General features: G+C 64.6%; 27 protein-coding genes. 22 read left to right on the forward strand and 5 right to left on the reverse strand.

Annotated elements, in window-relative coordinates:
* Positions 1 to 57: 57 nt before the first annotated feature.
* Positions 58 to 987: a DUF808 domain-containing protein gene (locus GGR44_RS02220; RefSeq protein ID WP_183953791.1), complete on the forward strand. Its 930-nt coding sequence runs from the start codon at positions 58 to 60 to the stop codon at positions 985 to 987.
* Between the two features lie 3 nt (positions 988 to 990).
* Positions 991 to 2,361 (forward strand): MATE family efflux transporter, encoded by a 1,371-nt coding sequence (locus GGR44_RS02225; RefSeq protein ID WP_183953792.1) that lies wholly within the window; start codon positions 991 to 993, stop codon positions 2,359 to 2,361.
* Between the two features lie 9 nt (positions 2,362 to 2,370).
* Here the strand turns inward: GGR44_RS02225 and GGR44_RS02230 are convergent, their stop codons facing one another.
* From GGR44_RS02230 to gcvA, 3 genes are all read right to left on the reverse strand, one after another.
* Entirely contained in the window at positions 2,371 to 2,748 is a 378-nt protein-coding gene (locus tag GGR44_RS02230) for a MerC domain-containing protein (RefSeq protein ID WP_183953793.1), read from the reverse strand.
* 82 nt (positions 2,749 to 2,830) lie between these two features.
* A complete protein-coding gene (locus GGR44_RS02235; protein ID WP_183953794.1) occupies positions 2,831 to 4,606 on the reverse strand; it encodes a sensor domain-containing diguanylate cyclase in 1,776 nt (591 codons plus the stop codon).
* An 84-nt stretch (positions 4,607 to 4,690) separates the two neighbouring features.
* On the reverse strand, positions 4,691 to 5,629 hold the full coding sequence (gene gcvA / locus GGR44_RS02240; RefSeq protein ID WP_183953795.1) for a transcriptional regulator GcvA: 939 nt from the start codon (positions 5,627 to 5,629) through the stop codon (positions 4,691 to 4,693).
* A gap of 363 nt (positions 5,630 to 5,992) precedes the next feature.
* On the opposite strand from gcvA, the gene otsB reads away from it, so the two are divergent.
* The 5 genes from otsB (at position 5,993) to purC (ending at position 11,226) form a co-directional block, all read left to right on the forward strand.
* The gene (otsB, locus tag GGR44_RS02245) at positions 5,993 to 6,757 is read left to right on the forward strand and encodes a trehalose-phosphatase (protein ID WP_183953796.1); all 765 of its coding nucleotides are present in this window, start codon (positions 5,993 to 5,995) and stop codon (positions 6,755 to 6,757) included.
* Between the two features lie 141 nt (positions 6,758 to 6,898).
* Positions 6,899 to 8,668, forward strand: coding sequence for a glycoside hydrolase family 15 protein (locus GGR44_RS02250; protein ID WP_343052292.1), 1,770 nt, complete (start codon positions 6,899 to 6,901; stop codon positions 8,666 to 8,668).
* A complete protein-coding gene (locus GGR44_RS02255) occupies positions 8,665 to 10,071 on the forward strand; it encodes an alpha,alpha-trehalose-phosphate synthase (UDP-forming) (protein ID WP_183953798.1) in 1,407 nt (468 codons plus the stop codon). Before GGR44_RS02250 ends, GGR44_RS02255 begins: the two co-directional genes overlap by 4 nt.
* An 11-nt stretch (positions 10,072 to 10,082) precedes the next feature.
* Positions 10,083 to 10,214 carry a hypothetical protein gene (locus GGR44_RS17040; protein ID WP_281374171.1) on the forward strand — a complete coding sequence of 44 codons (132 nt, stop codon included), beginning with the start codon at positions 10,083 to 10,085 and terminating at the stop codon, positions 10,212 to 10,214.
* A gap of 229 nt (positions 10,215 to 10,443) precedes the next feature.
* Positions 10,444 to 11,226: a phosphoribosylaminoimidazolesuccinocarboxamide synthase gene (purC, locus tag GGR44_RS02260; protein WP_183953799.1), complete on the forward strand. Its 783-nt coding sequence runs from the start codon at positions 10,444 to 10,446 to the stop codon at positions 11,224 to 11,226.
* A gap of 40 nt (positions 11,227 to 11,266) precedes the next feature.
* Here purC and GGR44_RS02265 read toward each other — a convergent pair whose 3' ends face one another.
* A complete protein-coding gene (locus tag GGR44_RS02265; protein WP_183953800.1) occupies positions 11,267 to 11,416 on the reverse strand; it encodes a hypothetical protein in 150 nt (49 codons plus the stop codon).
* A gap of 128 nt (positions 11,417 to 11,544) precedes the next feature.
* On the opposite strand from GGR44_RS02265, the gene purS reads away from it, so the two are divergent.
* The 4 genes from purS (at position 11,545) to GGR44_RS02285 (ending at position 16,019) form a co-directional block, all read left to right on the forward strand.
* Positions 11,545 to 11,778 carry a phosphoribosylformylglycinamidine synthase subunit PurS gene (gene purS / locus GGR44_RS02270; protein ID WP_183953801.1) on the forward strand — a complete coding sequence of 78 codons (234 nt, stop codon included), beginning with the start codon at positions 11,545 to 11,547 and terminating at the stop codon, positions 11,776 to 11,778.
* Between the two features lie 3 nt (positions 11,779 to 11,781).
* Positions 11,782 to 12,456, forward strand: coding sequence for a phosphoribosylformylglycinamidine synthase subunit PurQ (gene purQ, locus GGR44_RS02275; RefSeq protein WP_183953802.1), 675 nt, complete (start codon positions 11,782 to 11,784; stop codon positions 12,454 to 12,456).
* A gap of 41 nt (positions 12,457 to 12,497) precedes the next feature.
* Complete coding sequence (locus GGR44_RS02280) at positions 12,498 to 13,091, forward strand: anthranilate synthase component II (protein ID WP_183953803.1); 594 nt, start codon at positions 12,498 to 12,500, stop codon at positions 13,089 to 13,091.
* Between the two features lie 141 nt (positions 13,092 to 13,232).
* Positions 13,233 to 16,019, forward strand: a complete 2,787-nt coding sequence (locus GGR44_RS02285; protein ID WP_183953804.1) for a bifunctional diguanylate cyclase/phosphodiesterase — start codon at positions 13,233 to 13,235, stop codon at positions 16,017 to 16,019.
* A 76-nt stretch (positions 16,020 to 16,095) separates the two neighbouring features.
* Here the strand turns inward: GGR44_RS02285 and GGR44_RS17140 are convergent, their stop codons facing one another.
* The gene (locus GGR44_RS17140) at positions 16,096 to 16,560 is read right to left on the reverse strand and encodes a cytochrome d ubiquinol oxidase subunit II (protein ID WP_183953805.1); all 465 of its coding nucleotides are present in this window, start codon (positions 16,558 to 16,560) and stop codon (positions 16,096 to 16,098) included.
* A 75-nt stretch (positions 16,561 to 16,635) separates the two neighbouring features.
* On the opposite strand from GGR44_RS17140, the gene trpD reads away from it, so the two are divergent.
* The 11 genes from trpD (at position 16,636) to GGR44_RS02345 (ending at position 25,643) form a co-directional block, all read left to right on the forward strand.
* Complete coding sequence (trpD, locus tag GGR44_RS02295; protein ID WP_183953806.1) at positions 16,636 to 17,625, forward strand: anthranilate phosphoribosyltransferase; 990 nt, start codon at positions 16,636 to 16,638, stop codon at positions 17,623 to 17,625.
* The gene (trpC, locus tag GGR44_RS02300) at positions 17,625 to 18,416 is read left to right on the forward strand and encodes an indole-3-glycerol phosphate synthase TrpC (RefSeq protein WP_183953807.1); all 792 of its coding nucleotides are present in this window, start codon (positions 17,625 to 17,627) and stop codon (positions 18,414 to 18,416) included. The genes trpD and trpC overlap by 1 nt, the downstream gene beginning before the upstream one ends.
* The gene (moaC, locus tag GGR44_RS02305) at positions 18,413 to 18,883 is read left to right on the forward strand and encodes a cyclic pyranopterin monophosphate synthase MoaC (protein WP_183953808.1); all 471 of its coding nucleotides are present in this window, start codon (positions 18,413 to 18,415) and stop codon (positions 18,881 to 18,883) included. Before trpC ends, moaC begins: the two co-directional genes overlap by 4 nt.
* 7 nt (positions 18,884 to 18,890) lie before the next feature.
* Positions 18,891 to 20,075, forward strand: a complete 1,185-nt coding sequence (locus GGR44_RS02310) for a molybdopterin molybdotransferase MoeA (RefSeq protein ID WP_183953809.1) — start codon at positions 18,891 to 18,893, stop codon at positions 20,073 to 20,075.
* A 142-nt stretch (positions 20,076 to 20,217) separates the two neighbouring features.
* A complete protein-coding gene (locus GGR44_RS02315; protein ID WP_183953810.1) occupies positions 20,218 to 20,880 on the forward strand; it encodes a TetR/AcrR family transcriptional regulator in 663 nt (220 codons plus the stop codon).
* Positions 20,881 to 20,949: 69 nt separating this feature from the next.
* Positions 20,950 to 22,140: an MFS transporter gene (locus tag GGR44_RS02320; RefSeq protein ID WP_183953811.1), complete on the forward strand. Its 1,191-nt coding sequence runs from the start codon at positions 20,950 to 20,952 to the stop codon at positions 22,138 to 22,140.
* Positions 22,141 to 22,202: 62 nt separating this feature from the next.
* Positions 22,203 to 23,375, forward strand: a complete 1,173-nt coding sequence (locus GGR44_RS02325) for an amine dehydrogenase large subunit (RefSeq protein WP_246344271.1) — start codon at positions 22,203 to 22,205, stop codon at positions 23,373 to 23,375.
* Positions 23,372 to 23,935, forward strand: coding sequence for a MauE/DoxX family redox-associated membrane protein (locus GGR44_RS02330; protein ID WP_343052283.1), 564 nt, complete (start codon positions 23,372 to 23,374; stop codon positions 23,933 to 23,935). Before GGR44_RS02325 ends, GGR44_RS02330 begins: the two co-directional genes overlap by 4 nt.
* A 3-nt stretch (positions 23,936 to 23,938) precedes the next feature.
* Positions 23,939 to 24,541 carry a thioredoxin domain-containing protein gene (locus GGR44_RS02335; protein ID WP_183953812.1) on the forward strand — a complete coding sequence of 201 codons (603 nt, stop codon included), beginning with the start codon at positions 23,939 to 23,941 and terminating at the stop codon, positions 24,539 to 24,541.
* Positions 24,542 to 24,565: 24 nt separating this feature from the next.
* Positions 24,566 to 25,111: a methylamine dehydrogenase light chain gene (locus GGR44_RS02340; protein WP_183953813.1), complete on the forward strand. Its 546-nt coding sequence runs from the start codon at positions 24,566 to 24,568 to the stop codon at positions 25,109 to 25,111.
* Positions 25,112 to 25,151: 40 nt separating this feature from the next.
* Positions 25,152 to 25,643 (forward strand): cytochrome C, encoded by a 492-nt coding sequence (locus tag GGR44_RS02345; RefSeq protein ID WP_246344272.1) that lies wholly within the window; start codon positions 25,152 to 25,154, stop codon positions 25,641 to 25,643.
* Positions 25,644 to 25,747 lie beyond the last annotated feature (104 nt).

A 25,747-nucleotide genomic window follows, 5' to 3' on the forward strand; every position in this document is an offset into this window, starting at 1 on the left:
CCCGGCCGTCCGCCCCGATAAGAGGGCGCTGACTTTTCAGAAACGGGGAATATAACCATGCCTTCGGGGCTGTTCGCGTTGCTCGACGATGTGGCGGGTATCGCCAAGATCGCTGCGGCATCCATCGACGATGTCGCCGCCGCCGCGGGCAAGGCGGGGACGAAGGCCGCCGGTGTCGTGATTGACGACGCCGCCGTGACTCCCCGTTATGTCGTAGGCCTAACCCCCGACCGCGAATTGCCGATCATTGCGCGCATCGCAATCGGCTCACTTCGCAACAAGATGCTGTTTCTGTTGCCCGCCGCGCTGGCGCTCAGCGCCTTCGCGCCCTGGCTGTTGCCGCCGCTGCTGATGATAGGCGGCGCATTCCTCTGCTTTGAAGCCGCCGAAAAGCTGATCGACGCCATCAGGGGCGGCCATGATGTTGCGCAAGACGCCATTGCGACGCTGACCTCCAAGGAGATTGAGGAACAGAAGGTCGGCGGCGCCATCCGCACCGATTTCATCCTGTCCGGCGAAATCATGGCCATCGCGCTCGGCACGGTCGCCAATGTGCCCTTGTGGGAACAGGCGATCGTGCTGGCGGTCGTCGCCGTCCTGATTACCGTCGGCGTCTATGGCGTCGTCGGCTTCATCGTGAAGATGGACGATATAGGGCTGCATCTGGCCAATGGCGCAAACGCGGCCATGAAGCCGCTCGGCCGCGGGCTGGTCCATGCCATGCCGCATTTGCTGAGCCTGCTGAGCACGGTGGGGACTGCCGCCATGCTATGGGTGGGCGGCGGTCTGATCGTTCATGGCCTGCATGAATTTCATCTGAATCTGGTGCCGGACGCCATCCATGGGGCCGCCCATGCTGTCGCTTCGCTCGCCCCCGCCATGGGCGGCTTCCTCGACTGGCTCGTCAACGCCACGCTGTCGGGGCTGTTCGGCCTCGCCATCGGCGGCGTGATAGCCGCCGTCGCGCAGTTGTTCCACAAGCATTAGGCCATGACCAATCCCTGGCGCATAGAGGCGCGGGCGCTCATCCTGCTCGCCGTCCCCATCATCGCGGGCAATGTCGCCTGGTCCGGCATCGCCGCGACCGACCTTTGGCTGCTGGGACGGCTGGGGTCGGACGCGGTGGCGGCGGGCGCGCTGGCGCTCAACCTGTTCCATGCCTGCCTCATATTCGGCATGGGCCTGGTGACGGCCGCCGCGCCCCTGATCGCGTCAGAGCGTGGGCGAAAGCTGCACAGCGTGCGCGACATCCGTCGCACCGTGCGCCAGACATTGTGGGCGGCGGTGATCTATGTGCTCCCCGCATGGGCGCTGTTGTGGCGCGCCGAGCCGATATTGATCGCCATGGGGCAGGATCATGCGCTGTCGGCGCAAGCCGGGCAGTTGATGCATGGCCTGCAATGGGCGCTTTTGCCGTTCCTCGGCTTTTCCACCCTGCGCAACTATATCGCCGCTATCGAACGCCCCCTCTGGGGCCTGGTGATGATGGTCGTGGCGATCCCGTTCAACCTGCTGGTCGGCTGGGCGCTGATCTTCGGGAAATTCGGCCTCCCGCCGCTTGGCCTGTTCGGCGCGGGCCTGGCCAGCACCCTCTCGTCCACTTTCCTGTTCCTCGGCCTCGCGGCGGTAGTGGTGATCGACCGGGGTTTCCGGCGATATCATCTGTTCGGCCGGTTCTGGGCGCCCGACTGGCACAGGTTGCGCGCGGTGGGCGCGATCGGCCTGCCCATCGCCATCATGCTGGGTTTCGAAACCACCGTGTTCAATGCATCGGCCATGCTGATGGGCCTGATCGACAAGGAATCGCTGGCCGCCCATGCCGTCGCCATCCAGATCGCGGCGCTGATGTTCATGGTGCCCATGGGCATCGGCCAGGCTGCGACCGTGCGCGTCGGCCTGCATTATGGCGCTGGCGATGTCCGGGGGGTCGGCCGGGCCGGCTGGCTGGCGTTGATATTGGGCACCGGCTTTGCCGTCGCCACCGCCCTGCTGCTGCTCGCCATCCCCTATCAGATGGCGTCGGCCTTCCTCGACATGAAGGATCCGGCCAATGCGCGCACCGCCCAACTGGCGGTCAGCTTCCTGTCGATCGCGGCCCTGTTTCAGCTCGTCGACGCGGCGCAAGCGATCGGCGCGGGCGTGCTGCGCGGGCTTCAGGATACGCGCGTGCCGATGTTCATCGCGCTGGCGGGCTACTGGCTGGTTGGCATCGGCACCGGCAGCTTCCTTGCCTTTCCCCTCAAGATGGAAGGGTTTGGCATCTGGCTTGGCCTTGCCAGCGGCCTTGGCACGGTGGCGCTGTTGCTGGTGATCCGATGGATCAGGCGGGAAAGGCTGGGTCTGCTGAAGCTGAAGCTCTGATCCGGCGGTTCAGCGACCGGCGCGATGATTGAGATCGTGGCCGAGCGCCAATATGCCGACGCCCATCAGGGTATAGAGGCTTTCCTGCGCGCCATGATCCATGGTCAGGGCGCCCGCCATCACGCCAAGGCCAAGCGATCCGATGGCCGCAGGCATCATATAGCCATGCCGGATCGCCCCATGGCCGAGCGCAATGGCGCCCAGCAATATGGCGATACCCAACCCGGCTTCATGGAACAGGGGATCGCCCAGGAACCCGCCGGCCGAGGCCAGAAGCGCGAGCAACACCGCCGTCGCAAAGCAATGCGCCACGCACAGGCCCGACACCATGATGGCGATGCGGTCGATGCGGCCGGACAGCAGCGATTGGTAAAGGCGGGTCGTCATGGTCGCTGTTACATAGTCTCCTCCGGCACAGGTGACAACATAACATCACGAATATATTTGCGCCCTGCGTTCCGATCCCGGGTCAGGCAGCCAGTCGCAGGCAATTTCGGCCGCTGCGCTTGGCGTTATAAAGCGCCTTGTCCGCAGCATCGATCACCGAAGCAGCATCGTCGGAGCCTTCCGTTTCCACCAGACCGGCGCTGAAGGTGATGTGAATCGATCGGCCATTGTCGATGGCAATTGCCATATCCTCCACCGCCGCACGCAACCGTTCGCAGATAAGGCCCGCCTGCGACAGGTCGGTCTGGGGCAGCAGGATGGCGAACTCCTCGCCGCCCAGACGGCCGATCATGTCGATCTGGCGCAGCCCCTTGCGCATGCAGGCGACCAGAGCGCGCAACGCCTGATCGCCCGCGCCATGGCCATGTTGATCGTTCACCGATTTGAAATGGTCCACGTCGATCAGCGCGACGCAGGCCTTGCCCCCTGCGGCCAGATCCTGGATTTCCGCCTCCAACCTTTGCAGAAAGGCCCTGCGCGTGGCTGCCCCGGTCAGGCCGTCGACATTGGCGGCGATCTGCAACTCCTGCTGCACCGCCTTGTGGCGCGACATATCGCGAATGGTGCAGACAACGCCAATGGCCGTTGCATGTTCGTTCAATATGGCGCGCACCGCCATTTCCCACCAACTGACGCCGTTGACGACATGCAGCGGTCTGAATTCGACCATCTGCACGCTGCCCGGATGCTTTATCGCCCGTCGCAGCGCATTGGCGACCACCGCCCTGTCCGCAGACAGGACGATCTCCTCCAGCGGCATGTCCACCAGTCCGTCGGGACCGATGTTCATGAATTCTTTTGCCGACGGCGAGGCATATTGAATGATGCCCCCGGCCGAAATGTTGAACACCATGTCGCCGCTATTGTCGGCCAGGATTCGGAATCGCGCCTCGCTGTCGCTCAACATCTGGAACAGGCGCTTGCGCCCGCTCAGGTCCGCGGCGACCGGCATCGACAGGAGAAAGCTGATAGCCAGGTAGAATTGGAAGAACTGGACATGGGTGCCGTGCGACACGTCGATCCGGGCGATCGGACCAAAGCCCATGGCCGTCGCGGTTCCGCCTATCAACGCCAACAGCACAATGGCGATCGCAGCGCCCATATGGCCGGCGCGAAAGGATATCACCACCAGCGGCAACATGGGCAGGAACAGCAGAGGATAACGGGCGATGAAAAATACCTGCGCGGTGATGAACGCAAAGAGCGCCAACAGGCCAATGACTTCGAACTTGGCCAGATTCGGCGTCGATTTCAGCCATTGCCGCCATTCCCCGCGCAACAACTGCACCAATATGGGCGTGAAGGTCATCGCGCCCAGGACATGGCCTGAATACCATTGGAGCCAGGAGTGCCAGAACGGCACCGTCGTCACGCTGGATGCGACGAATGCGGCGGCAAGCCCGGCGATGGGATTGGCGATGACGGTCAGGGCGAGAATGAAGATGAACAAGGGGCGCAACGAACCAACGAAAGTCTGCTCCCTGCTTTGGCTGCGACAGATGGCCACGACCATCATCGATTCAGCCAGATTGACCAGCACCATGGGCAGCGCCGCCGTCGGACCAAGACCGAAAAGGCCGGTCGCCATTGCACTGGCGATGGAACAGGCAAGGATCGCTTTCCACCAATAGCGGGTCGGCGTGGTCAGAAGTTCCGCCATCAGAAAGGCGTTGGATATCCAGATGAACGCCAGGCCGCCGCCAAAACGCGACGTCATCACCGCAAATGCCGCCGTGATGAAATAGACAAGCCCGGTGACGAACGGCTGCCAGGAAGAAGGTGTGCGGAGCGTTGGCATGATGCAGCCAAGGGCCATAGCCAAAGGTAGTTAAAAAATGTTTCAGCGCATGAACCGCGAAGCCCCAGCGGCTTCGATACAATGCTACGCGCCGCCGCGACCAGCGCGCGGAAGAAATCGCCCGTTCGGGTCGGCGGCAATCGCCTCGCCGAACGACGCCGAAATCCAGTCCCTGAAGGCTTTGACCTTGGCCCGGTTGCGGGTGTGCGAAGGATAGACGATCCAGTAACTCGCCTTTTCCCGCACATAGGATGGCACCGCCTCGACCAGCAGGCCGGCATCGACCTCGGCCCGCCACAGGAACATGTTGACGATGGCGACCCCTTGCCCAGCCATCGCCGCGCGCCCCTCCATGACCTGCGAATCCAGCGCAATACCGGACGGACGGCCGCTCCCGCGCGGCTCCACGCCCATCGCGGCGAACCATTCGTCCCACCACATGTCCTGCGGCGAAAGGCGCGGCGCCGCCAGCAACGCCTGCGCGTCCGCGATCGGGCCGTGCCGCTCCAGCCACAGCGGGCTGCACAACGGCGCCAGACGATTGTGCGTCAGCAATGTCGCTTCCAGCCCCGGCCAATGCCCGCCGCCGCCGCGAATGGCGACATCCACCCCTTCGCGGCCAAGATCGACCATGTGGTCGGCTGCCTGTATGCGCACCGCCAGTCCGGGGTGACGCATCTGGAAATCGCCGATATGCGGGGCCAGCCAAAGATGGGCAAAGCTGTTGGTGCAACTGATGGTCAGGACGCTGTTGTCATCATCGGCAAGGCGGGCGAAACCCTGCCGCATCTGATCGAAGGCCTGGATCACGACCGGGGCGATCTCGCGCGCCCTGTCGGTCAACGTCACGCGGCGACCCGTGCGCTGGAACAGGCTGATGCCCAGCCTCTCCTCCAACAACTTCACCTGATAACTGACGGCCGCCTGGGTCATCGCCAGTTCCTGCGCGGCGGCCGTGAAATTCTGATGGCGCGCGGCAGCCTCGAAGACGCGAACGGCGGAGAGGGGCGGCAGGTTCGACATCCTTTAATAATAAGCCTGCCTTATGTTTGAAGTCCATGCTTTTGTTGGCGGCCACCGACCATTGGCAGCATAGCGGACGGCGATGGCGCGCCATCGACCACAGCATCCACCTCAGCCCATGGAGACAAGCCATGCACGACCGAAAAGCAGCGCGTTCGCACGATGAACGCAATAGGTTTCAAAGGAGGCCCCAAGATCTGATCGCCTCGATCATGCACGCCTTCTGCGTGTTCAATCGCGTCCGATGGTCGGCGCCCTGGCAGCCCGCGCCATGCGCCTGCCATGACGACCGATAACGGGCGGCGGGGGCCGGAGCGGCGCATGGGGGTTGCCAAATGAGCGAAAAGCCCCAGTTTAGGACAGGTGCTTGATTCATCCCTCCGCTCCGCTCCGGCCCTTTTTGCCCCTGCCCCCGCCCTGCTGACCGGCGCGGCGCTATTTCTGGACTTTGACGGCACGTTGGTGCCGATCGCCGACCGCCCCGACGCCGTGTGCGTGGATGACGAACTCCTCGGTCTGCTGAATCGACTCGCCCACGCTCTGGATGGGCGGCTTGCGATCGTCAGCGGCCGATCGGTCGCGACCCTGACCGACCTTGGCCTTGCCGATTTCATTCTGGCGGGCACGCACGGGCTGGAAATCGCCATGCCCGGCCAGGCGGTCGAAACCCCCGCCCCCCTCGCCGCCATCGCCAGGGCCCGCGCCCGGTTCGACGCCTTCGCCGGCCAGCGCCCCGGCCTGCTGGTCGAAGAAAAGCGGTTGAGCGTCGGGCTCCATTTCCGCCAGGCGCCCCAATGGGCCGATGATTGCGAGCGGCTGGCGACCCGGCTGGCGGAGGAGCTCGGGCTGTTCCTGCAACGCGGCAAGATGCTGTTCGAACTGCGCCCCGGCGGCGCCGACAAGGGCAGCGCCATCGCCGCGCTGATGCGGCGCGCGCCCATGGCGGGCGCCATCCCGCTGTTTTTCGGCGACGATGCGACTGACGAGGAGGGCTTCGTCATGGCCGCGCATCTGGGCGGGCACGGCGTCCTGGTCGGCGAGGCCCGTCCCACGGCCGCCCGCTATCGGCTGGAACAAGTCGAGGCGGTGAGACGTTATCTCGCCGCCAGTGTTCCAGAGCCGGAATGATGTTCCGGACATAGGGGGAAAACAGGCGCTGTCCGCAAACAGCGAAAAAAAGGGGCCGAAACCATCATCGCGCAACAGCCATCGACCGTCATCTCGCCAGCCCTCGATGCCCATGATGTCCGCACTGTCGATCTTTGGCCGATCGGCAATTGCCAGGCCTCCGCCCTGATCGACCGCCATGGCAGGATGATCTGGGCCTGTGTGCCGAGGGTCGATGGCGATCCGGTCTTCTCGGCGCTTCTCGACCATGCCGCGTTTGACGATCCCAAGGCGCGCGGTTTCTGGGCCATCGAACTGGAAGACTGCGCGTCCATCAGCCAGCACTATATTCGCAACACCCCCATATTGGTCACCCGCCTGTCCGACAATCGGGGCAACGCCTGCGACATTATCGACTTCTGCCCGCGGCACCGGGCGAAGGGCCGCATGTATCGCCCCGTCGCGTTCGCCCGTATCGTCCGCCCCGTTTCGGGCAGCACGCGCATCCGCGTGCGCCTGCGCCCGACGACAGCCTGGAATGCGGAGGCGGTGCCGATCACCTATGGCTCCAACCATATCCGCATGGTGCTGTCCTACATGGCGATGCGGGTGACGACCGACGCGCCCATCGGCCTTATCAGTCAGGAAAGCTGGTTCCGGCTGGAAAGCGACCTGCATTTCTTCATGGGGCCGGACGAGAGCTTTTCCGACGCCTTGCGCCCGGCGGTTGAAAGGATGCTGAACGACACGATCCTCGAATGGCAACTCTGGGTGCGCGGCCTCGCCATCCCGCCCGAATGGCAGGAAGCGGTGATCCGCTCGGCCATAACCTTAAAACTCTGCCAGCATGAGGAAACCGGCGCCATTGTCGCCGCGCTGACCACCTCCATCCCCGAACATGCCGACAGCGGGCGCAACTGGGATTATCGTTATTGCTGGGTGCGCGACGCCTATTACACGGTGGAGGCGCTCAACCGGCTGGGCGCGCTCGATGTCCTGGAATCCTACCTCGCCTATCTGCGCAACATCGTCGACGGCGCCAAGGGCGGCCATATCCAGCCGCTCTATGACGTTCGCGGCAACGCGACGCTGACCGAATGGGAAGCGACCAGCCTGCCCGGCTATCGCGGCATGGGGCCGGTGCGCGTCGGCAACGCCGCCTATGAACAGGTTCAGCACGACGCCTATGGCCAGATCGTGCTGTCGTCGGTTCAGGCGTTCATCGACCAGCGGTTGCTGCGCATGGCGGGCAACGCCGATTTCGAGGCGCTGGAGGCCGTGGGCGAACGCGCGTGGAGCGTGTATGACCAGCCCGACGCCGGCCTGTGGGAATTGCGCACCCGCGCCCATGTCCACAGTTACAGCGCGGTGATGTGCTGGGCGGCCTGCGACCGGCTGTCTCATGCCGCCGAGGCACTGGGCCGCCCGGATCGCGCGGCCCATTGGGCGCAGCGCGCCGCCGCGATGAAGGAGCGCATCCTCGCCAGCGCCTGGCGAGCGGAAAGCAACGCCATTTCCGCCAATTTCGAGGATGACGCCCGCGACGCGTCGCTGCTTCAACTCATCGATCTGCGCTTTCTCGCCGCCGACGACCCTCGTTTTCTGGGCACGCTCGCGGCGCTGGAGGCGGATTTGCGCCGGGGCAACGACATGCTGCGCTACAGCGCCCCCGACGATTTCGGCGAGCCGGTGACAGCCTTCAACGTCTGCACATTCTGGCTGATCGAGGCATTGCACCGCACCGGCCGCACGCAGGAGGCCCGCGCCCTTTTTGAAGAGATGTTGTCCCGCCGCACCGCCGCCGGGCTGCTTTCCGAAGACATCGACCCGGCGTCCGGGGAATTATGGGGCAATTATCCCCAAACCTACTCATTGGTCGGCATCATCAACTGCGCCGTGCTGCTGAGCAAGCCATGGAGCGTCGCGCGATGAGCCGCCTGATCGTCATTTCCAACCGGGTCAGTCGGCCCGGCCCATCCGGCAATCAGGGCGGCCTTGCCGTCGCGCTGGCAGAAGCCCTGCGGGAAAGCCGGGGCCTGTGGGTGGGCTGGTCTGGCGATGTCACCGACAATTTCACCGGCCAGATCGGATTCCACGAAGATGACGGCGTTCGCACCGCCACCATCGATCTGGAAGAACAGGATGTCGACGAATATTATAACGGCTATGCGAACCGGACGCTGTGGCCGCTCTTCCACTTCCGGATCGACCTGGCCGAATATGCCCGCGATTTCGAGGGCGGATACAACCGCGTCAACCGCCGCTTTGCCGAGTGCATCAGCCCGCTGATCGAAAGCGACGATGTCGTGTGGATTCATGATTATCACATGATCCCGTTGGGCCAGATGCTGCGCGACCGCGGCTTTGGCGGGCGCATGGGCTATTTTCTCCACATTCCCTGGCCGCCCACCCGCCTGCTCGTGTCCCTGCCCCACCATGCCAATCTGGTGCGCACCCTGTTCGCTTATGACGTTATCGGCTTTCAGACGGAGGAATGGCTTGAATCCTTCCGCCATTATGTCGAACGCGAACTGGGCGGAACGGTTGATGGCGACAGGGTCACGCTGGGCGACCGGACGATCGAGGCGATCGCATGCCCCATCGGCGTCAACGCGCGCCATTTTGCCGACGCCGCAACCAGCGATGACGCGCGCGCCATGTATGGCCAGATGCGCGCCTCGCTTCAGGACCGGGCGCTGATCGTCGGGGTCGACCGGCTGGATTATTCCAAGGGGCTGGAGGAGCGATTCAACGGCTATGCCCGTTTCCTGAAGGACCATCCCGAGCATCACCGCCATGTCGTGCTGACGCAGGTGGCGCCGCCCTCGCGGGAGGATGTGGGCAGCTACCAGCAGATCCGCGCCACGCTCGACGCGCTGGCGGGGCGAATCAACGGCGAATATAGCGATGTCGACTGGACTCCCATCCGCTATGTGAACCATGGTTATCCGCGCGACCGGCTGGCCGGCATCTATCGCGCCGCCCGCGTCGGCCTTGTCACGCCCCTGCGCGACGGCATGAATCTGGTCGCAAAGGAATATGTCGCCGCGCAAGACCCGGAAGACCCCGGCGTCCTTATCCTGTCGCGCTTCGCGGGCGCCGCCATGCAACTCACCGACGCGCTGCTCATCAATCCCTATAGTCCAGAAGAAATGTCAGACGCCATCCACCGTGCGCTGGCCATGCCGCTGGACGAACGTCAGCGCCGCTGGCGGGCGATGATGGACAGCGTGGAGCAACAGGATATAGGCTGGTGGCGCCGCCGCTTCACCAGTCGCCTGAATGGCGAGGATGCGCCGGTCGGCAAGGATGAATTCTCCGCCACTGAAACCTGACCAAGGGCCGCATGACCGAACCGCACGACCCTCCCGCCACTTTCGTCGACAAATTGCGTGAGCGTGCGGGCGTGATCGTGGCCGTCATCGGCCTGATCGCCTGGATGGCGATGTTGTGGTTCATGTTCGGGGACGTTCTGTAACCCATCGCGGCTCGCGGCTTCCCCCATTCCTCAAGCGGGGCGGATAGTGATCGCTTCCGCGCCCCGTCAGACCAGGTTCCGAAGAGGAAGCGCTCGCCTGACGGCTTGATTGCACCCCCGCCGATATTGCTCTATGGGCCGATCTCAGCAGCCCCGGCACCCGCTGATCCTTTTCGATTCGCGTTTGCCGGGGCGCATTGTTTTTTGTTGAGAAAAGACAGGAACGCGCATGGCCCGTCGCCGCCAGATTTACGAAGGCAAGGCAAAGATCCTTTACGAAGGTCCGGAGCCCGGCACCATAATCCAATATTTCAAGGATGACGCGACCGCCTTCAACGCGCAGAAAAAGGGCACGATTTCCGGCAAGGGCGTGCTCAACAACCGTATTTCCGAGCATATCTTCACCCTGCTGGGCCAGATCGGCGTGCCCACCCATTTCATCCGCCGCCTGAACATGCGCGAACAACTGGTCCGCCAGGTCGAAATCGTGCCGATCGAGGTGGTGGTGCGCAATGTCGCCGCCGGTTCGCTCAGCAAGAAGCTGGGGATCGAGGAAGGCACGCAACTGCCGCGCACGCTGATCGAATATTGCTACAAGGACGATGCGCTGGGCGACCCGCTGATCTCGGAAGAGCATATCGCCTGTTTCGGCTGGGCCAGTCAGGAAGAGATGCATGACATCGCCGACATGGCGATCCGCATCAATGATTTCATGTGCGGGCTGTTCGCCGGCATCGGCATCCGCCTCATTGATTTCAAGCTGGAATTCGGCCGCCTGTGGGACGGTGATTACAGCCGCATCATCCTGGCGGACGAAATCAGCCCCGATGGTTGCCGCCTGTGGGACATGGCGACCGGCGAAAAGCTGGACAAAGACCGGTTCCGCCGCGATCTGGGCGGCGAAGTCGAAGCCTATCAGGAAGTAGCCCGTCGCCTGGGCCTCATCCCCGAAGGACTGGACACCACGGTTCTCGACCTCGACACCCACCGCAAGAAGCGCGGCAAGGATTGATTTTGAGGCGGCGGGGCCGAAGGGCGCCGCCGCTCGACCTTCAGCCGTGGGCGCGATAACCGATCAGCAGGCCAAAGCTGAACGTCGCCAGCAGCGCGAGCTGCACCCGGCCATGCGGGTCGTCATAGCCGACAATCTGCTGTCCCCAGGCGAACAGCCCGACAAACATCGCCAGCGCCAGTCCGGTCATCGCATAGCCCCCGTCATCCGATATGCTAACGCTAGGTCAACAATTCCTAACAAAGGCATAATGACTTGCCTGCGCGCCCGACCCCGCCTAGGGGGTGGCGCATTACGATCCCAAGGGAGTCTCCAGCGATGAAAGCCCGTGTCTTCGTCACCCTCAAGGGCGGTGTTCTCGATCCGCAGGGCCGGGCCATCCACCACGCGCTGGAGGGGTTGGGCTTCGCCGGCGTCAATGATGTGCGCGCGGGCAAGCTCATTGAACTGGATCTTGCCGACGGCACCAGCGACGAAGATCTGGACGCCATGTGCCGCAAGCTGCTGGCCAACACGGTCATCGAAAATTACCGCATCGAAAAGGTCGCCTGAGCCATGAAATGCGCCGTCATCGTCTTTCCGGGCAGCAATTGCGACCGCGATCTGGCGGTGGCGTTCGAAGCGGCGACCGGCGTCAAGCCGGTGATGGTGTGGCACCGCGACACGCAACTGCCCGATGGGGTGGACCTGATCGGCGTGCCCGGCGGCTTTTCCTATGGCGACTATCTGCGTTCCGGCGCGATGGCGGCCCGATCGCCGGTGATGCAGGCGGTGGCGGAGGCCGCTTCGCGCGGCACCAATGTTCTGGGCATCTGCAACGGCTTTCAGGTGCTGACCGAAACCGGCCTGCTGCCCGGCGCGCTGCTGCGCAATGCGGGCGGTCATTTCGTCTGCCGCGACGTGGCGCTGACCGTTGAAAACGCCCAGAGCGCCTTCACCAGCCGCTATGCAGCCGGCGAAGCGATCACCATCCCCGTCGCCCACCATGACGGCAATTATTTCGCCGACACTCAAACGCTCGACCGGCTGGAGGGCGAAGGCCGCGTCGCGTTCCGCTATGGCGAGCGCGTCAACGGGTCGATGCGCAATATTGCGGGCATTCTCAACGAAAGCGGCAATGTGCTGGGCATGATGCCGCACCCCGAACGGGTGATCGAACCGGCCCATGGCAATACCGACGGCCGCCGCCTGTTCGAAGGGCTGGTGGAAGGGCTGCTCGCCCGCGCCTGATTTCCATTGGCCCCCGTTGCGCCGCGCGATATAGGGACGCCATGATCCTCGTCATCGACAATTATGACAGCTTCACCTGGAACCTCGTCCATTATCTGATGGAACTGGGGGCGCAGGTGGACGTGGTCCGCAACGACGCTATGTCGGCGGGGCAGGCGATCTCCAGCGGGGCGGACGCCTTTCTGCTGTCGCCCGGCCCCTGCACGCCCAATGAAGCGGGCATCAGCCTGGATCTGGTGGGCGCCTGCGCCGATGCGGGCAAGCCGTTGCTGGGCGTGTGCCTGGGCCATCAGTCGATCGGGCAATATTTCGGCGGCAAGGTGGTGCGCGGCGGCCTGATGCACGGCAAGACGTCGCCCGTCAGCCATGACGGCACGGGCCTGTTCGCGGGCATCCCCTCCCCCTTCATCGCCACCCGCTACCATTCGCTGATCGTCGAGGATATTCCCGACTGCCTGAAGGTCAACGCCACCAGCGACGACGGATCGGTCATGGGTTTCCGCCACGAAAGCCTGCCCATCCACTCGGTGCAGTTCCACCCGGAAAGCATCGCCACCGAACATGGCCACGCCATGCTCGCCAATTTCATGGCGATTGCGGGCCTGCCGGTGAAGGACCGCAAGGCGGCGGCCTGATCGAAGGTCGAAGCGAAGCGCCCCGGCGATCCGGGCATGACGCGCGAATTTGTGCAGTGCACAATTTGATAACTTCACTTCGGATCAAATTTTAACGAAATTCCGCAATATCAACGGGCTCGTGCGTCAGGAGTTTGACCGTTGCTCGACATTTTATGGTGTATCCGCGATGATCATGACATCCGGCTTGTCCTGCTGGCGGCGGCCGTGTGCCTCCTGTCGACGATGACCGCGGTGCTGATGCTTCGCCAGGCCAATAGGGCGACGGGGCAAGCCGCGCGCAACTGGGCGGTGACAGGCGCGCTGGCCACGGGCTTTGGCATCTGGTCGACGCATTTTATCGCGATGCTGGGCTATGATCCGGGCATTATCGCTGGCTATCATCTGGGTCTGACTGTCAGTTCGCTGGCGATTGTCCTGATTGCGACGATCATGGCGTTCCTCATCGCCACGCGCGACAGCGGCCGTTTCGCGCTGGGCAGCGGCGCCGTGATCGCCGCGCTCGGTTTTTCCGCCATGCATTATGTCGGGATGTCAGCCCTCGCCATGCCCGCGGCGATCCAATGGCGGCCTGCCTATGTCATCCTTTCGCTGCTCCTCGCGGTCATGCCCTTTTATCCCGCCATGCGCATCGCCCTGCGCCGGCGTTCGACGCTGTCGGGCGTCATGGCCGGATTGATGATGACCGCCGCCATCGTGGGCCTGCATTTTTCGGGCATGACAGCCATTCGCCTGCTGCCCGCCCGGATGGAGGATGGCGCAGCCATGCTGTCGCCGCACAGCATGTCCGTCCTGATCGGCGCGACCTCCTTCGTCGTGCTCGCGTTGTGCCTCATCGGCTGGGCGATCGCGCGCCGCACCCGCGCCGCGATCGCCGCCAGCGAACGCGAACTGAGCATCCTGGTAAAGGGCGTGTCGGATTGCGCCATCTACATGCTTGATAGCAATGGGCGCATCGCCAACTGGAATGCGGGCGCACAGCGGCTGAAAGGCTACAGGATCGAGGAAGTGGTCGGCCAGCCGCTGGCCAACTTCTATACGCCGGAAGATCGGGAAGCAGGCACGCCCGCCCGCGCCTTGCGGATCGCCCATGACAGCGGCAAGTTCACTGGTGAAGGCTGGCGCGTGCGCAAGGATGGTTCGCGCTTCTGGGCGCATGTGACCATTGAACGCATCCATGACGAGGCCGGCGCGCATCTTGGCTATGCCAAGATCACCCGCGACATGACCCGGTTCAAGGAAGATCAGGACCGGTTGGAAGAGGCGCGGCGTCACCTCGACGCGGCGCTGGAGCATATGCACCAGGGCCTGTGCCTGTTCGGCGCGGACGAGCGCCTGGTGCTGCGCAATCATCGCTTCGTCGAACTGTGGGGCTTGCCCGATGACAGTTGCCTTCCGGGCGCAACGCTGATGGACATTGCGCGCGCGGCGCTTGAACAGCGCGCCGGCACGGCGGTGCCGCAGGAGCGGCTCGACAATATGCGCGCCCTGCTGCGCCAGTCGCTCGACGACCCCGATATGCCGCCGGTCGTTTCGGAGTTCGGCGACAGTTTCGTCATATCCATTTCAAGCCGCCCGCTACCCGATGGCGGCTGGGTGACGACGTTCGAGGACATCACCGAACGGCGCCGGTCGGAGGCGAAGATCGCCCACATGGCCCTGCACGATGACCTGACCGGCCTGCCCAACCGCACCAGCTTCAACCGCTGGCTCGACAAGGAAATCGACCATGCCGTCACGCGCGGCGAGCATGTCGCGATGATCGCCATCGACCTCGACCGGTTCAAGGAAGTCAACGACGCGCAGGGCCATGCCGCCGGCGATCTGGTGCTGCAACGTGTCGCTGATGCGCTGTCCGGCATGACGGAGGATGGCGAATGTGTCGCACGAATTGGCGGGGACGAATTCGCAGCTGCCAAACATTTCGCTGAACCCGCCGATCTTCAGGACTTTGTGGCGCGGGTCGACGCCTGTTTCGCGGCGCAACTGGGCGCCCAGGACGGCATCGCCGTCGGTGCGAGCCTGGGCATCGCGCTTTTCCCCGAGGACGCGAGCGGGCGCGAGATGCTGCTCAACAATGCCGACCTGGCCATGTACCGGGCCAAGGGCAGCCTGAGCGAGCATATCTGCTATTATGAGCCGGGCATGGACGAAAGCGCCCGGATGCGCCGCCAATTGGCCAATGATCTGCGTCAGGCCGTCGCCCGCGGCGAAATGACGATGCTCTATCAGCCGCAGCGCTCGCTCAAGACCAACGATGTCAGCGGCTATGAAGCGCTGATCCGCTGGCGCCACCCGCGCCTGGGCGTGGTTTCGCCTGCCGACTTCATCCCCATCGCGGAGGAAAATGGCGAAATCATGCGGCTGGGTGAATGGGTTCTGCGAACCGCCTGTCAGGAAGCGGCGCGATGGCCCCGGCCCGATCGGATCGCCGTCAACCTGTCGGCTGTGCAACTGCTGCAACCCGAACTGCCCGACATCGTCATGCGCATCCTGCTGGAAACCGGCCTGTCGCCCAGTCGACTGGAGCTGGAGATCACCGAAACGGCGATCATTTCGGACAAGGTGCGCGCTCTGCACAGCCTGCGCCGTATCAAGGCGCTGGGCGTGCTTGTCGCCATGGACGATTTCGGCACCGGCTATTCCTCGCTCGACACGCTCCATTCCTTCCCGTTCGACAAGATCAAGATCGACAAATCCTTCCTGCTGGAATCCGACCGCAGCGAACAGGCGCGCGCCATCATCCGCGCGGTGCTGGCGCTGGGCCGCAGCCTCGCCATCCCGGTGCTGGCCGAAGGCGTGGAAACGCAAACGCAACTGGACCTGCTGGTCAGGGAAGGCTGTGACGAAGCGCAGGGCTATTATTTCGGTCGCCCGGCTCAGGCGCCCAGCGCCATCGCGCCGCCGTCGACATCGGCTGCGGCCTGATCCGCCATTCAAGAAAAAGGGCGTCGCCGCTTGACCCGCGCCGACGCCCATTCCGTCATGGATGAAGTTGCACCGACTATTCGTCAGCCTCTGAATGAAATTCATGCCAGATGCCGTTCAGAATGCCGAAACCGACGGCCAGGCCAGGACCCACTAGCGGGGCGATCAGCGTCCGGCCATGGGCGTCATAATGATCAAGCCATGCGCCGGGCGCCGCGACCGTGCCGGTCATCGCCGCCATCGCGCCGCCGGCGGCGAAGAGCAGGATGGCGGCGATGGCCGCGACCTCACCGAAGGCGCGGGCGCGATCATGCGCCGGCCCCCGTTCAATCTTGATCGACAACCAGCCTGCGCCATGCAGCACCAGCATCGCCGCCGACAGCCGTCGCGTCAGCAACGGAAAGGGATGGAACAGGCCGTCGCCTCGCGTCTCGCCATCCGTTCCATACCGACGCTGATCCTGTTTCGGGACGGGCGCGAGGTCGCGCGTCAGGCAGGCGCAATGGACGAACGGTCCGTCCGCCAATGGACGACGCAGCATATCGGCGGTTGAACGGGGACGAACCCCGCAATCTCATTCTGGCGCGCTCCGCCATTTGCGCCTAAAGGCTGCGCCATGCCCCGCCTGCCCGACCCATCGCTGCCCCTCGACGTCGATGCCGCCGCCCGCGCGTTCGACCTGCTGTTCGATGCCGATCTCCCCGAAACGGACATCGCCGCCTTTCTGATCGCGATGAGCGAGCGGGGCGAGACAGCCACCGAAATCGCCGCTGCCGCCCGCGCCATGCGCGCCCGCATGATCCCGATACAGGCGCCCGCCAACGCCATCGACGTATGCGGCACGGGGGGCGACGGCCACCATACGCTGAACGTATCGACCGCCGTCGCGCTGGTCGTCGCCGCCTGCGGCGTGCCGGTCGCCAAACATGGCAACCGCGCCGCATCGTCGCGGGCGGGGGCCGCCGATACGCTGGAGGCGCTGGGCCTCGACCTCGATCGGGCGGCGCAGCGCGCAGAAGCCTCGCTCGCGGAAATCGGCATCTGCTTTCTCTTCGCGCAGGCCCATCACCCCGCGCTCAGGCGGCTTGGCCCGATCCGCAAGGCGATCGGGCGGCGCACGATTTTCAACCTCATGGGACCGCTCGCCAATCCCGCAGGCGTGCGGCGGCAACTGGTCGGCATCGCCCGCCCCGCTTATGTCCCCATCTACGCGCAGGCGCTCGCCGAACTGGGCGTCGACCATGCCATGGTGGTTTCGGGCGACGAGGGGCTGGACGAATTGTCGCTGGCCGGGGGCAATGACGTGGCCGAAGTGACGGCGGGCGGCCTGATCGCCATGCGGCGCTTTTCCGCCGCCGACGCCGGATTGCCGCGCCATGGCGTCGACGCGATTCGCGGCGGCGATCCGGCCCACAACGCCGCCGCCCTGCGCGCGCTGCTCCAGGGCGAAAAGGGCGCCTATCGCGACGCCGTGCTGTTCAACGCCGCCGCCGCGCTGATGGTGGCGGGCGCCGTCGCCAGCCTGCCCGAAGGGGTGGAGGATGCCGCCGAAACACTCGACAACGGGCTTGCCAACGCCCTGCTCAATTGCTGGATACACTTCTGATGGCCAACAAGCTCACTGAAATCTGCGACTTCAAGCGTGAAGACGTCGCCCGACGCAAGGCCGCGACCAGCGTCGCCGCGCTCCATGGCCGCGCCGCCGAACAGACGCCGCCGCGCGGTTTCCGCCGCGCGCTCGACGCCGCCGCGCGCAGCGGCTTTGGCCTGATCGCGGAGGTCAAGAAGGCCAGCCCGTCCAAGGGGCTGATCCGCGCCGATTTCGATCCGCCCGCCCATGCCGCCGCCTATGCCGCCGCGGGCGCGGCCTGCCTGTCCGTCCTGACCGACGAACCCTATTTTCAGGGCCATGACGATTATCTGATGGCCGCCCGCTCCGCCTGCGCGCTGCCGGTGCTGCGCAAGGATTTCATCGTCGATCCCTGGCAGGTTCTGGAAAGCCGGTCGCTGGGGGCCGACGCCATCCTCATCATCGTCGCGGCGCTGGACGACGGACAGATGGCGGAGATTGAGGATGCGGCGCTGGGGCTGGGCATGGACGCGCTCGTCGAAGTGCATGACGAGGCCGAACTGGAGCGCGCGCTCAAGCTTCGCTCGCGGCTGATCGGCGTCAACAATCGCGACCTGCGCGATTTCACTGTCGATTTCGCCCGCACCCATGAACTGGTGGGCAAGGCGCCCGAAGGCTGCACCTTCGTCGCGGAAAGCGGCCTCAACAGCCATGCCGATCTGACCGCGATGGCCGACCATGGCGTGCGCTGCTTCCTGGTGGGCGAAGCATTGATGCGTCAGGCCGATGTGGAGGCGGCGACCCGGGCGCTGTTGACCGGCGCATGAGCGGCCTCACCCATATCGACGAACAGGGCAACGCCCATATGGTCGACGTGTCGGCCAAGCCCACCACCGCGCGGCAGGCCATCGCCACCGGCCGCATCTCCATGAGCCGGGAGGCGGCCGCCGCCATCGCCCATGGCCATGTGAAGAAGGGCGACGTGCTGTCGGTGGCGCGCATCGCCGGGATCATGGCGGCCAAGCGCACGGCCGACCTCATCCCGCTGTGCCACCCGCTGCCGCTGGCCGCCGTGACCATCGAATTCGATATGGATGCCGACAGCGTCACCGTCACCGCCAAGGCCCGCACGGCGGCGCAGACCGGGGTGGAAATGGAGGCGATGACCGCCGCTTCCGTCACGCTGCTGACCATTTACGACATGGCCAAGGCGCTGGACAAGGGCATGATCATTGACGGCGTCCGCCTTCTCGCCAAGAGCGGCGGCAAATCGGGCGAATGGCGCGCGCCATGATGGCGGCATGGCGCTGATCCCCGTTTCCGAAGCGCAGCAAAGGCTGCTGGCGCTCGCGCGCCCGCGCGCAACCGAAATGGCGCCCATCGGCGCGTGCGCCGGACGCTGGCTCGCCGCGCCCGTTCAGGCGCTGCGCGATCAGCCCTGGGCCGATCTGTCGGCGATGGACGGCTATGCCGTGCGTGCGGCCGAATGGCCTGGCCCCTGGACGTGCGTGGACGAAAGCCGCGCGGGGACAGCAACGCCCCATGCGCTGGCGCCCGGCCAGTGCAGCCGCATCTTCACCGGCGCGCCGATGCCGCCCGGCGCCGACGCTGTGCTGATTCAGGAAAACGCGCTGCGCGATGGCGACCGGATCACGGCGTCGGCCGATCCCCTGCCACCCGGTCGCCATGTGCGCCCGCGCGGTCAGGATTTCGCCCGCGGCGCGGCGTTGCTCAATCCCGGTTCGCGCATCGGCCCGGCCCAGATCGCGCTGGCGGTGCTGGCGGGGCACGGCGCGCTGCCGGTCCGCCCCCGCTTGCGTGTCGCCCTTCTCTCGACCGGCGACGAACTGGTGCCGCCCGGCGCGCCTGTGCCGCCCGGCGCGCTGCCCGCTTCCAATGCCGCGATGCTGGCCGCGATGCTGGCCCCCTTCCCCGGCGATGTGATCGACACCGGCCTTGTCCCCGACGACATGGACGCGACGGTCGCCGCGCTGAGGCGTGCGGCCGGCGCCGACATCATCGTGTCGACCGGTGGCGCATCGGTGGGCGACCATGATCTGGTGCGCCCCGCCTTCGAAGCCGTCGGCGGAACGCTGGATTTCTGGAAGATCAGGATGCGCCCCGGCAAGCCGCTGATCGCCGGGACATGGGGCGACTCGGTATTTCTGGGCCTGCCGGGCAACCCGGTCTCCGCCTTTGTGACGGCGCATCTGTTCCTTTTGCCGCTGGTCCGGCATTTGTTCGGCGATCCCGCCCCCCTGCCCCGCCCGATATTCCTGCCCACGACCACCGCCCTGAGCGCCAGTGGCGAGCGTGAGGAATATCTGCGGGCCGTGCGCAGCGACGATGGCGTAACGCTCCTTGCTTCCCAGGACAGCGCATCGTCAGCGGCGCTGGCCAGCGCCGACTGCCTGATCGTCCGTCCACCCAACGCACCGGATGTCTTGGCGGGCGCGATTGTGCCGACATTGCCGATCAGGGACTGATCGCCTGCCGCTGCGGCGCTCGCCAGACGGACGGCAGCAATTGGGCGGCGGCAATCGGGTGGCCGGCGAATTGGGACCGAATATGTCGTATTGGACCGTTTGAGGGGTGGTTCCCATGGCCAGGAAGGCCTAAGGGACGGGAATGACTGACGTTGATCTCGCCCCGGTTCGCCCCGGCATCTACTCGCGCGGCGCTGAAACGGTCGACGCCATTTTGAAAGCGGCCCTGACGGTCCTGATCGACGAAGGCGCGACCGCCTTCACCATCCGCCGCGTCGCTGCGGCCTGCGGTCTGCGGGTCGGCAATGTCAGCTATCATTTCCCCAAAAAGGAAATGCTGGTCCAGGTTCTGCTGGACGAGATCATGGACAAATATGAAAACAAGCTGGAACTGAACGTCCGTCAGGCTGATATGTCGGATGAAGAAAGGCTGGGGCTGGTCATCATATTCTGTCTGGACGACATCAGCTCACCGCGCACCACGCGCCTTTTCACCGAGCTTTGGGCGCTTGCCAATCATAATGACTTCATCGCCGAACGGGTTCGCAGTTTCTATGCGAAGGTCCACGACCTGATCGGTGAATATATCCGGCGCATCAATCCTGCTCTCAGTGACGATGAAGTGCAGGTGCTGGCCCTTTTCATCAGCGCGTCGATGGAGGGCACCACGCCCTTTTGCGGTTTTGAAAAGCCCTGGGCGCACCGGATGAAGACCATTACGGCCCTGTCGATCAAATGGTTCGTCGATCTTGTCAAATCCGTGCAGCCGGGCGAGATTGCGGAATTGACACAAAAATATCGCTGACCGAATCGGAGTGGGTGGCCCTGCCAAGGCGAACGGCGCGTCGTGCGCCTGTGTCGTGTGGAGTGGGCTGTGTCGCAATCTTCTGCTGAAAGGCTTGTCTTTCCCGCGATTGCACTGGCCAGCCTTGGCGTCCTGCAACCGGGGATCGACCCGGTATTCCTGACGCTGCTGTCCTCCGCTCACGACATTCCCACGCCCCAACATGGCTGGATCGTCACCGCCACGCAGTCTGGCATGGCTTTCGGTTCCGTGGCGACCTGGCGATGGGGTTCCCATTTCCCCCGCGTCGCCCCCATGCTCGCCGCATCGGCGGCGGCGCTGGCGGCGCTGGCGACGGCCCATTGGGGGGCGCTGCCGATACTGCTGGCGCTGCGATGCATCTATGGCATGGCGATGGGCGTCATCTACACCCAGGGAATGAGCGATGCGGCCCGAAGCCGTCCGCATGGCTCCTATGGCGCCGTATTCCTCCTCCAGTTGTTGCTTGCGACCGCCATCGCCCTGGCTCTGCCGCTGATCGCCGATGGCTTCGGCGCCCGGGCCGCGCTCGCCATGCTGATATTCGCGCCGATATCCGCTTTGCTTATCCTGCTGATGTCGAAGCAAACCCAGCCGCCGGCGCTCTGCGTCACGCGAAATGTCGACCGCCTGCCCCATGCCGCAACCGGCGCACGGGCATGGTGCGCCGCCATCGCCACCCTGCTTTTCATCTGCGCGACGATGATGGTGTGGACCTTTTCGGGCGGTCTGGCGGTCGCGGCCGGGCTGAGCGAGGATGTGGTCGGCCGCGCCGTCGCCGCCGGATCGCTGGCCGGGGCGATCACCGCCCTGCTGGTCATGCGCGAACAGCCCGTCGTGCCGCCGCCGCTCACTGGCCTGCTCAGCGGGCTGGGCCTGCTCAGCCCGATCGTCGCGGCACAGGGCGGCACGCTCCCTTTCATCGCCTCGATCGTCCTGCTCAACATCAGTTCCACCGCCGTCATCGTGCGCAGCTCCGGCATGGCCAGCGCCGCCAGCAGGGACGGAATTTTTCGTCGTTTCGTGGCCTGCGCCCATGCGCTGGGCATGATTCTGGGGCCGCTTGCCGGTTCGCTCGCCATGCTGATGGCTGGCGCCGGCGGGATGATCGGGGCCGCGGTTCTGGCGGTGCTGGGCGCCTGTATTTTGCTGGTCCTGGCGCACGCGCCATGGTCGGAAATCGGATCATTTCGCAGGCGCGAAGAATCGCTTGACGAATATTTGACGATCGTCCAGCCTTAGTCGGACAGCCGCCCTTGTGACGGGGAAGATCAGGGCTGGCCATCATTTTGGGGGAAGCGGGAATGAAGTCTTTCTCGATTTGGCAGCGTGGCATGGTCGCGGCTCTTGCCGTTGGCGTTGCAGCCATCGGCTTTCCCGCTCAGGCGACCGACCCGCACGGGCTGGAACCCGAAGAATCGGACATTGTCACGATTGAAACGCCCAAGCCCGACTGGTTCTATGTCAGGGCGGGATGGGGCATCGACGGCACCGCCATTTACGACGGCCGCAGCGGCAAAATGATCGGCATCGTCAATTCCAGCCAGCTTTCCGACATGGCGATCGACCCCGCCGGACGCTTCTATTATGTGTCCGAGAGCATCTGGTCGAAGGGCAATCGCGGCGCCCGTCAGGACATGGTGACCGTGTATGACAGCAAGACGCTCAAGCTGCTTACCGAAATCACGATCCCCGACCGCATATTGGTCGATGAACGCAAGCAGAATTTCATCCTGAGCGACGATGGCAAATGGGGCTATGTCTACAGTTTCAGCCCGGCTTCGGCGGTCAATGTCGTCGACCTGACCAAGCGTAAATTCGTGCAGGCGATCGAACTGCCCGGTTGCGCGGCGCTTATCCCCAATCCGGGCGTCGGTTTTTCGGCCCTGTGCTCCGACGGCACGATGGCGACCGTCGCCGCGCCCACGGGCAAGGCGGAAATCACCCACAGCGCCCCGTTCTTCGCGGCTTCGGACGATCCGATATTTGAAAATTTCGCCTATGATCCGGCGAAGAACATGGCGGTTTTCCTGACCTATACCGGCCTTGTCTACACCGCGAAAATGGGCGCTGCGCCCACCATTTCCCAGCCTTATTCCCTTCAGGAAGCCGCTGGCTATGCGCCCGCGACCACAAAACCGCTCAGCGTCGGCTGGTATCCGGGCTCGCGCCAGCCCACGGCCTATCATGCCGCATCGGGCGAACTTTTCATCCTGATGCACATGGGCGAATATTGGTCGCACAAGGCCTTTGGCGATGAAATCTGGGTGCTGGATGTCGCCAGCCGCAAGGTGGTTCGCCGCATCGCGCTGAAGGAGCCGGCCGCCCATATCGAAGTGTCCCAGGGCGCTGATCCGCTCATCTTCCTCAATGATGAAAAGAGCGCCGGCCTCATCCTCGACGCCAAGACGGGCGAGGAAAAGCACCGGATCGAGATGGCCGGCGCAGGCGTCATTTCGGCGGCGCCGGGTCTGTGAGCGCCGTGCTGGACCTGATCGGGGCGGTAACCGCCCAGGGGGCGATGATCGGGTGCGGCCTGATCTTCATCACGGCGGGCGTTCAGAAACTTCGCCATCGCCATATCCTGGCCGGCGTCGTCGCCAATTATCGCATCCTGCCCGCTGGGCTGGTGGCCCCGGTTTCGACCGCGCTGCCGCCCGCCGAAATTCTGATCGGCGCGCTGTTGCTGGTTGGACCCGTCCCGCTGGCGACCATCGCCGCCGTCGCATTATTGCTGACGTTCGCGACGGCGATGGCGGTCAATCTGGGGCGCGGACGGCATCAGATCCATTGCGGCTGCGGCCGTCTCGACCTGCAACAGAGGCTGGGTTGGGGCAAGGTTTTCTTCAACCTGCTGCTCGCCGCGTTGATGATGATCCCGACGGACTTTGCCCAGCCCTTTGACGCGATGGCCCATGCCAGCGCCCTGTTCGCGGGCGGCGCGCTGTGGATCCTGCATCTCCTTTTTGAATCGATCGGCGCGGTCAAAGCCTTCGCGACGCCTCTCCCTTCCCACGCCCCAAATCGGAGCCGCTGACCCATGATCGTCTCGCTCGTCATCGCCCAGATTGTCAGTTGGATCGTGATATTGGGCCTCGGCGTGGCGCTGGTCGCGCTGGCGCGGCAGGTGGGGATATTGCACATGCGCGTCGCCCCGGCGGGTGCGCTGGCGACGGCGGGCGGCGCCGCCGTTGGCGACGATACCGACGGGCTGATGGGCCAGTCGGTGGACGGCAGGATGCTCACGCTCGGCGGGCCTCGGCCGGGCGTTCCGCTGCGCCTGCTGATGTTCGTGTCGGCCCAGTGCCCGCTCTGCAAGGGCCTGATCCCGGTGGCGCGCTCCTTTGCGCAGGATGAGCGGGTGGCGCTGACCTTCGTGGGCGATGATGACCCGGCGGCGCAACGCGCGATGATCGCGCACCATGGTCTGCAAGGCTATGATTTCGTCAACGACGAAGCCGTGGGCCGGACGCTGGGCGTCAGCAAATTGCCCTTCGCCGTGCTGATCGACGAGGATGGCAAGCTATTGTCCAAGGGGCTGGTGAACAGCCGGGAACATCTGGAAAGCCTGCTGATCGCGCATGAAATGGGCGTTCGGACGGTGCAGGACTATATTTCGGGCCTGCGCAATGCGGCGGCGTAAGCGGGGTTTAGCGGGGGACGCGCAATGAAGATTTTCGATACCGACGCTATCGGGGAAAAATGGCTCCGCAAGCTGGCCGGGCATACATCGCGCCGCAGCATGGTGTCCCGCCTGGGTCTGGCGCTGGTGGCGGCGCCCGCCTTTCCGTTGTTGCCGGTCAGCCGCGCCGAGGCCGCAAAGCCCGACCGGTCGCCCGAGGCGAAAACGGCGTTCGCCCGCAACGCCCAGTCCAGCGACGACACCGAATGCAATTACTGGCGCTATTGCGCGATCGACGGGGCGCTTTGTTCCTGCTGCGGCGGCGGCATCCACAGTTGCCCGGCCGGGTCGGAACCGTCCCCGGTCTCCTGGGTCGGCACCTGCATCAACCCGGATAATGGCAAGGCCTATCTGATCGCCTATCGCGACTGTTGCGGCAAACCCACCTGCAACCAGTGTTTCTGCGACAATACCGATCGCCAGACCCAGATTTACACGCCGCAGCTCAACAACGACATCATCTGGTGCTTCGGCACGCAAAGCATGCAATATCATTGCTCCACCGCGGTTCTGGTCGGCGGCGCCGAATAGCGGCATCGCAATGATCGCCCGTCGCTGGATCATAGGCTCGATGGCGACCGCGCTGCTGACGGCGGCCGGCTATGCAGGCGGCACGACGCCACTGGCGCATCCTGCATTTGGTATGCGCGATCCGGCCCTGGCGCGATCCGACTATATCGAAAATTGCGGCGGTTGCCACGGCGTGACCGGCAGCACCGCCCCCGCCCTGGTCCCCGAGCTTCGGGGCCGCGTCGGCTGGTTCCTGTGCACGCCCGAAACCCGCGATTATCTGCTGCGCCTGCCCAATGTCGCCCACAGTCGCGTGCGCGACGACGCGCAACTGGCCGAGTTGATGAACTATGTCGTCTACGTCATCGGCCAGCCCAATATCCCGGTCAAGGCGCAACCTTTCACGGCTGAAGATGTCGCCCGCGCACGGCCCCGCGCGCTCAGTTCCGTCAATCTCACTCGCGAGCGCGCCCGCAATGTGGCCATCGCCATGAAACGGTGCGGAGCCCCCGCGTCGCTGCGTGATTTCTATGACGGCCAGACCGCTCGCTAACGCCGGAACAACGCCTGAGGGGTCTCGGCGACGGCTCCTTCCACAATATATTCGCACATGCACAAAATTGCACTTGACCAATTTTTGACACTCGTCCTATCTTT

This window comes from Sphingobium fontiphilum (assembly GCF_014196635.1).
Taxonomy (GTDB): Bacteria; Pseudomonadota; Alphaproteobacteria; order Sphingomonadales; family Sphingomonadaceae; genus Sphingobium; species Sphingobium fontiphilum.

Coding starts and splice junctions, on each gene's coding strand:
- GGR44_RS02220 (WP_183953791.1), top strand. CDS start 58: ATGCCTTCGGGGCTGTTCGCGTTGCTCGACGATGTGGCGGGTATCGCC.
- GGR44_RS02225 (WP_183953792.1), top strand. CDS start 991: ATGACCAATCCCTGGCGCATAGAGGCGCGGGCGCTCATCCTGCTCGCC.
- GGR44_RS02230 (WP_183953793.1), bottom strand. CDS start 2,748: ATGACGACCCGCCTTTACCAATCGCTGCTGTCCGGCCGCATCGACCGC.
- GGR44_RS02235 (WP_183953794.1), bottom strand. CDS start 4,606: ATGCCAACGCTCCGCACACCTTCTTCCTGGCAGCCGTTCGTCACCGGG.
- gcvA (WP_183953795.1), bottom strand. CDS start 5,629: ATGTCGAACCTGCCGCCCCTCTCCGCCGTTCGCGTCTTCGAGGCTGCC.
- GGR44_RS02255 (WP_183953798.1), top strand. CDS start 8,665: ATGAGCCGCCTGATCGTCATTTCCAACCGGGTCAGTCGGCCCGGCCCA.
- GGR44_RS17040 (WP_281374171.1), top strand. CDS start 10,083: ATGACCGAACCGCACGACCCTCCCGCCACTTTCGTCGACAAATTGCGT.
- purC (WP_183953799.1), top strand. CDS start 10,444: ATGGCCCGTCGCCGCCAGATTTACGAAGGCAAGGCAAAGATCCTTTAC.
- GGR44_RS02265 (WP_183953800.1), bottom strand. CDS start 11,416: ATGACCGGACTGGCGCTGGCGATGTTTGTCGGGCTGTTCGCCTGGGGA.
- purS (WP_183953801.1), top strand. CDS start 11,545: ATGAAAGCCCGTGTCTTCGTCACCCTCAAGGGCGGTGTTCTCGATCCG.
- purQ (WP_183953802.1), top strand. CDS start 11,782: ATGAAATGCGCCGTCATCGTCTTTCCGGGCAGCAATTGCGACCGCGAT.
- GGR44_RS02280 (WP_183953803.1), top strand. CDS start 12,498: ATGATCCTCGTCATCGACAATTATGACAGCTTCACCTGGAACCTCGTC.
- GGR44_RS17140 (WP_183953805.1), bottom strand. CDS start 16,560: ATGCTGCGTCGTCCATTGGCGGACGGACCGTTCGTCCATTGCGCCTGC.
- trpD (WP_183953806.1), top strand. CDS start 16,636: ATGCCCCGCCTGCCCGACCCATCGCTGCCCCTCGACGTCGATGCCGCC.
- trpC (WP_183953807.1), top strand. CDS start 17,625: ATGGCCAACAAGCTCACTGAAATCTGCGACTTCAAGCGTGAAGACGTC.
- moaC (WP_183953808.1), top strand. CDS start 18,413: ATGAGCGGCCTCACCCATATCGACGAACAGGGCAACGCCCATATGGTC.
- GGR44_RS02310 (WP_183953809.1), top strand. CDS start 18,891: ATGGCGCTGATCCCCGTTTCCGAAGCGCAGCAAAGGCTGCTGGCGCTC.
- GGR44_RS02315 (WP_183953810.1), top strand. CDS start 20,218: ATGACTGACGTTGATCTCGCCCCGGTTCGCCCCGGCATCTACTCGCGC.
- GGR44_RS02325 (WP_246344271.1), top strand. CDS start 22,203: ATGAAGTCTTTCTCGATTTGGCAGCGTGGCATGGTCGCGGCTCTTGCC.
- GGR44_RS02335 (WP_183953812.1), top strand. CDS start 23,939: ATGATCGTCTCGCTCGTCATCGCCCAGATTGTCAGTTGGATCGTGATA.
- GGR44_RS02340 (WP_183953813.1), top strand. CDS start 24,566: ATGAAGATTTTCGATACCGACGCTATCGGGGAAAAATGGCTCCGCAAG.
- GGR44_RS02345 (WP_246344272.1), top strand. CDS start 25,152: ATGGCGACCGCGCTGCTGACGGCGGCCGGCTATGCAGGCGGCACGACG.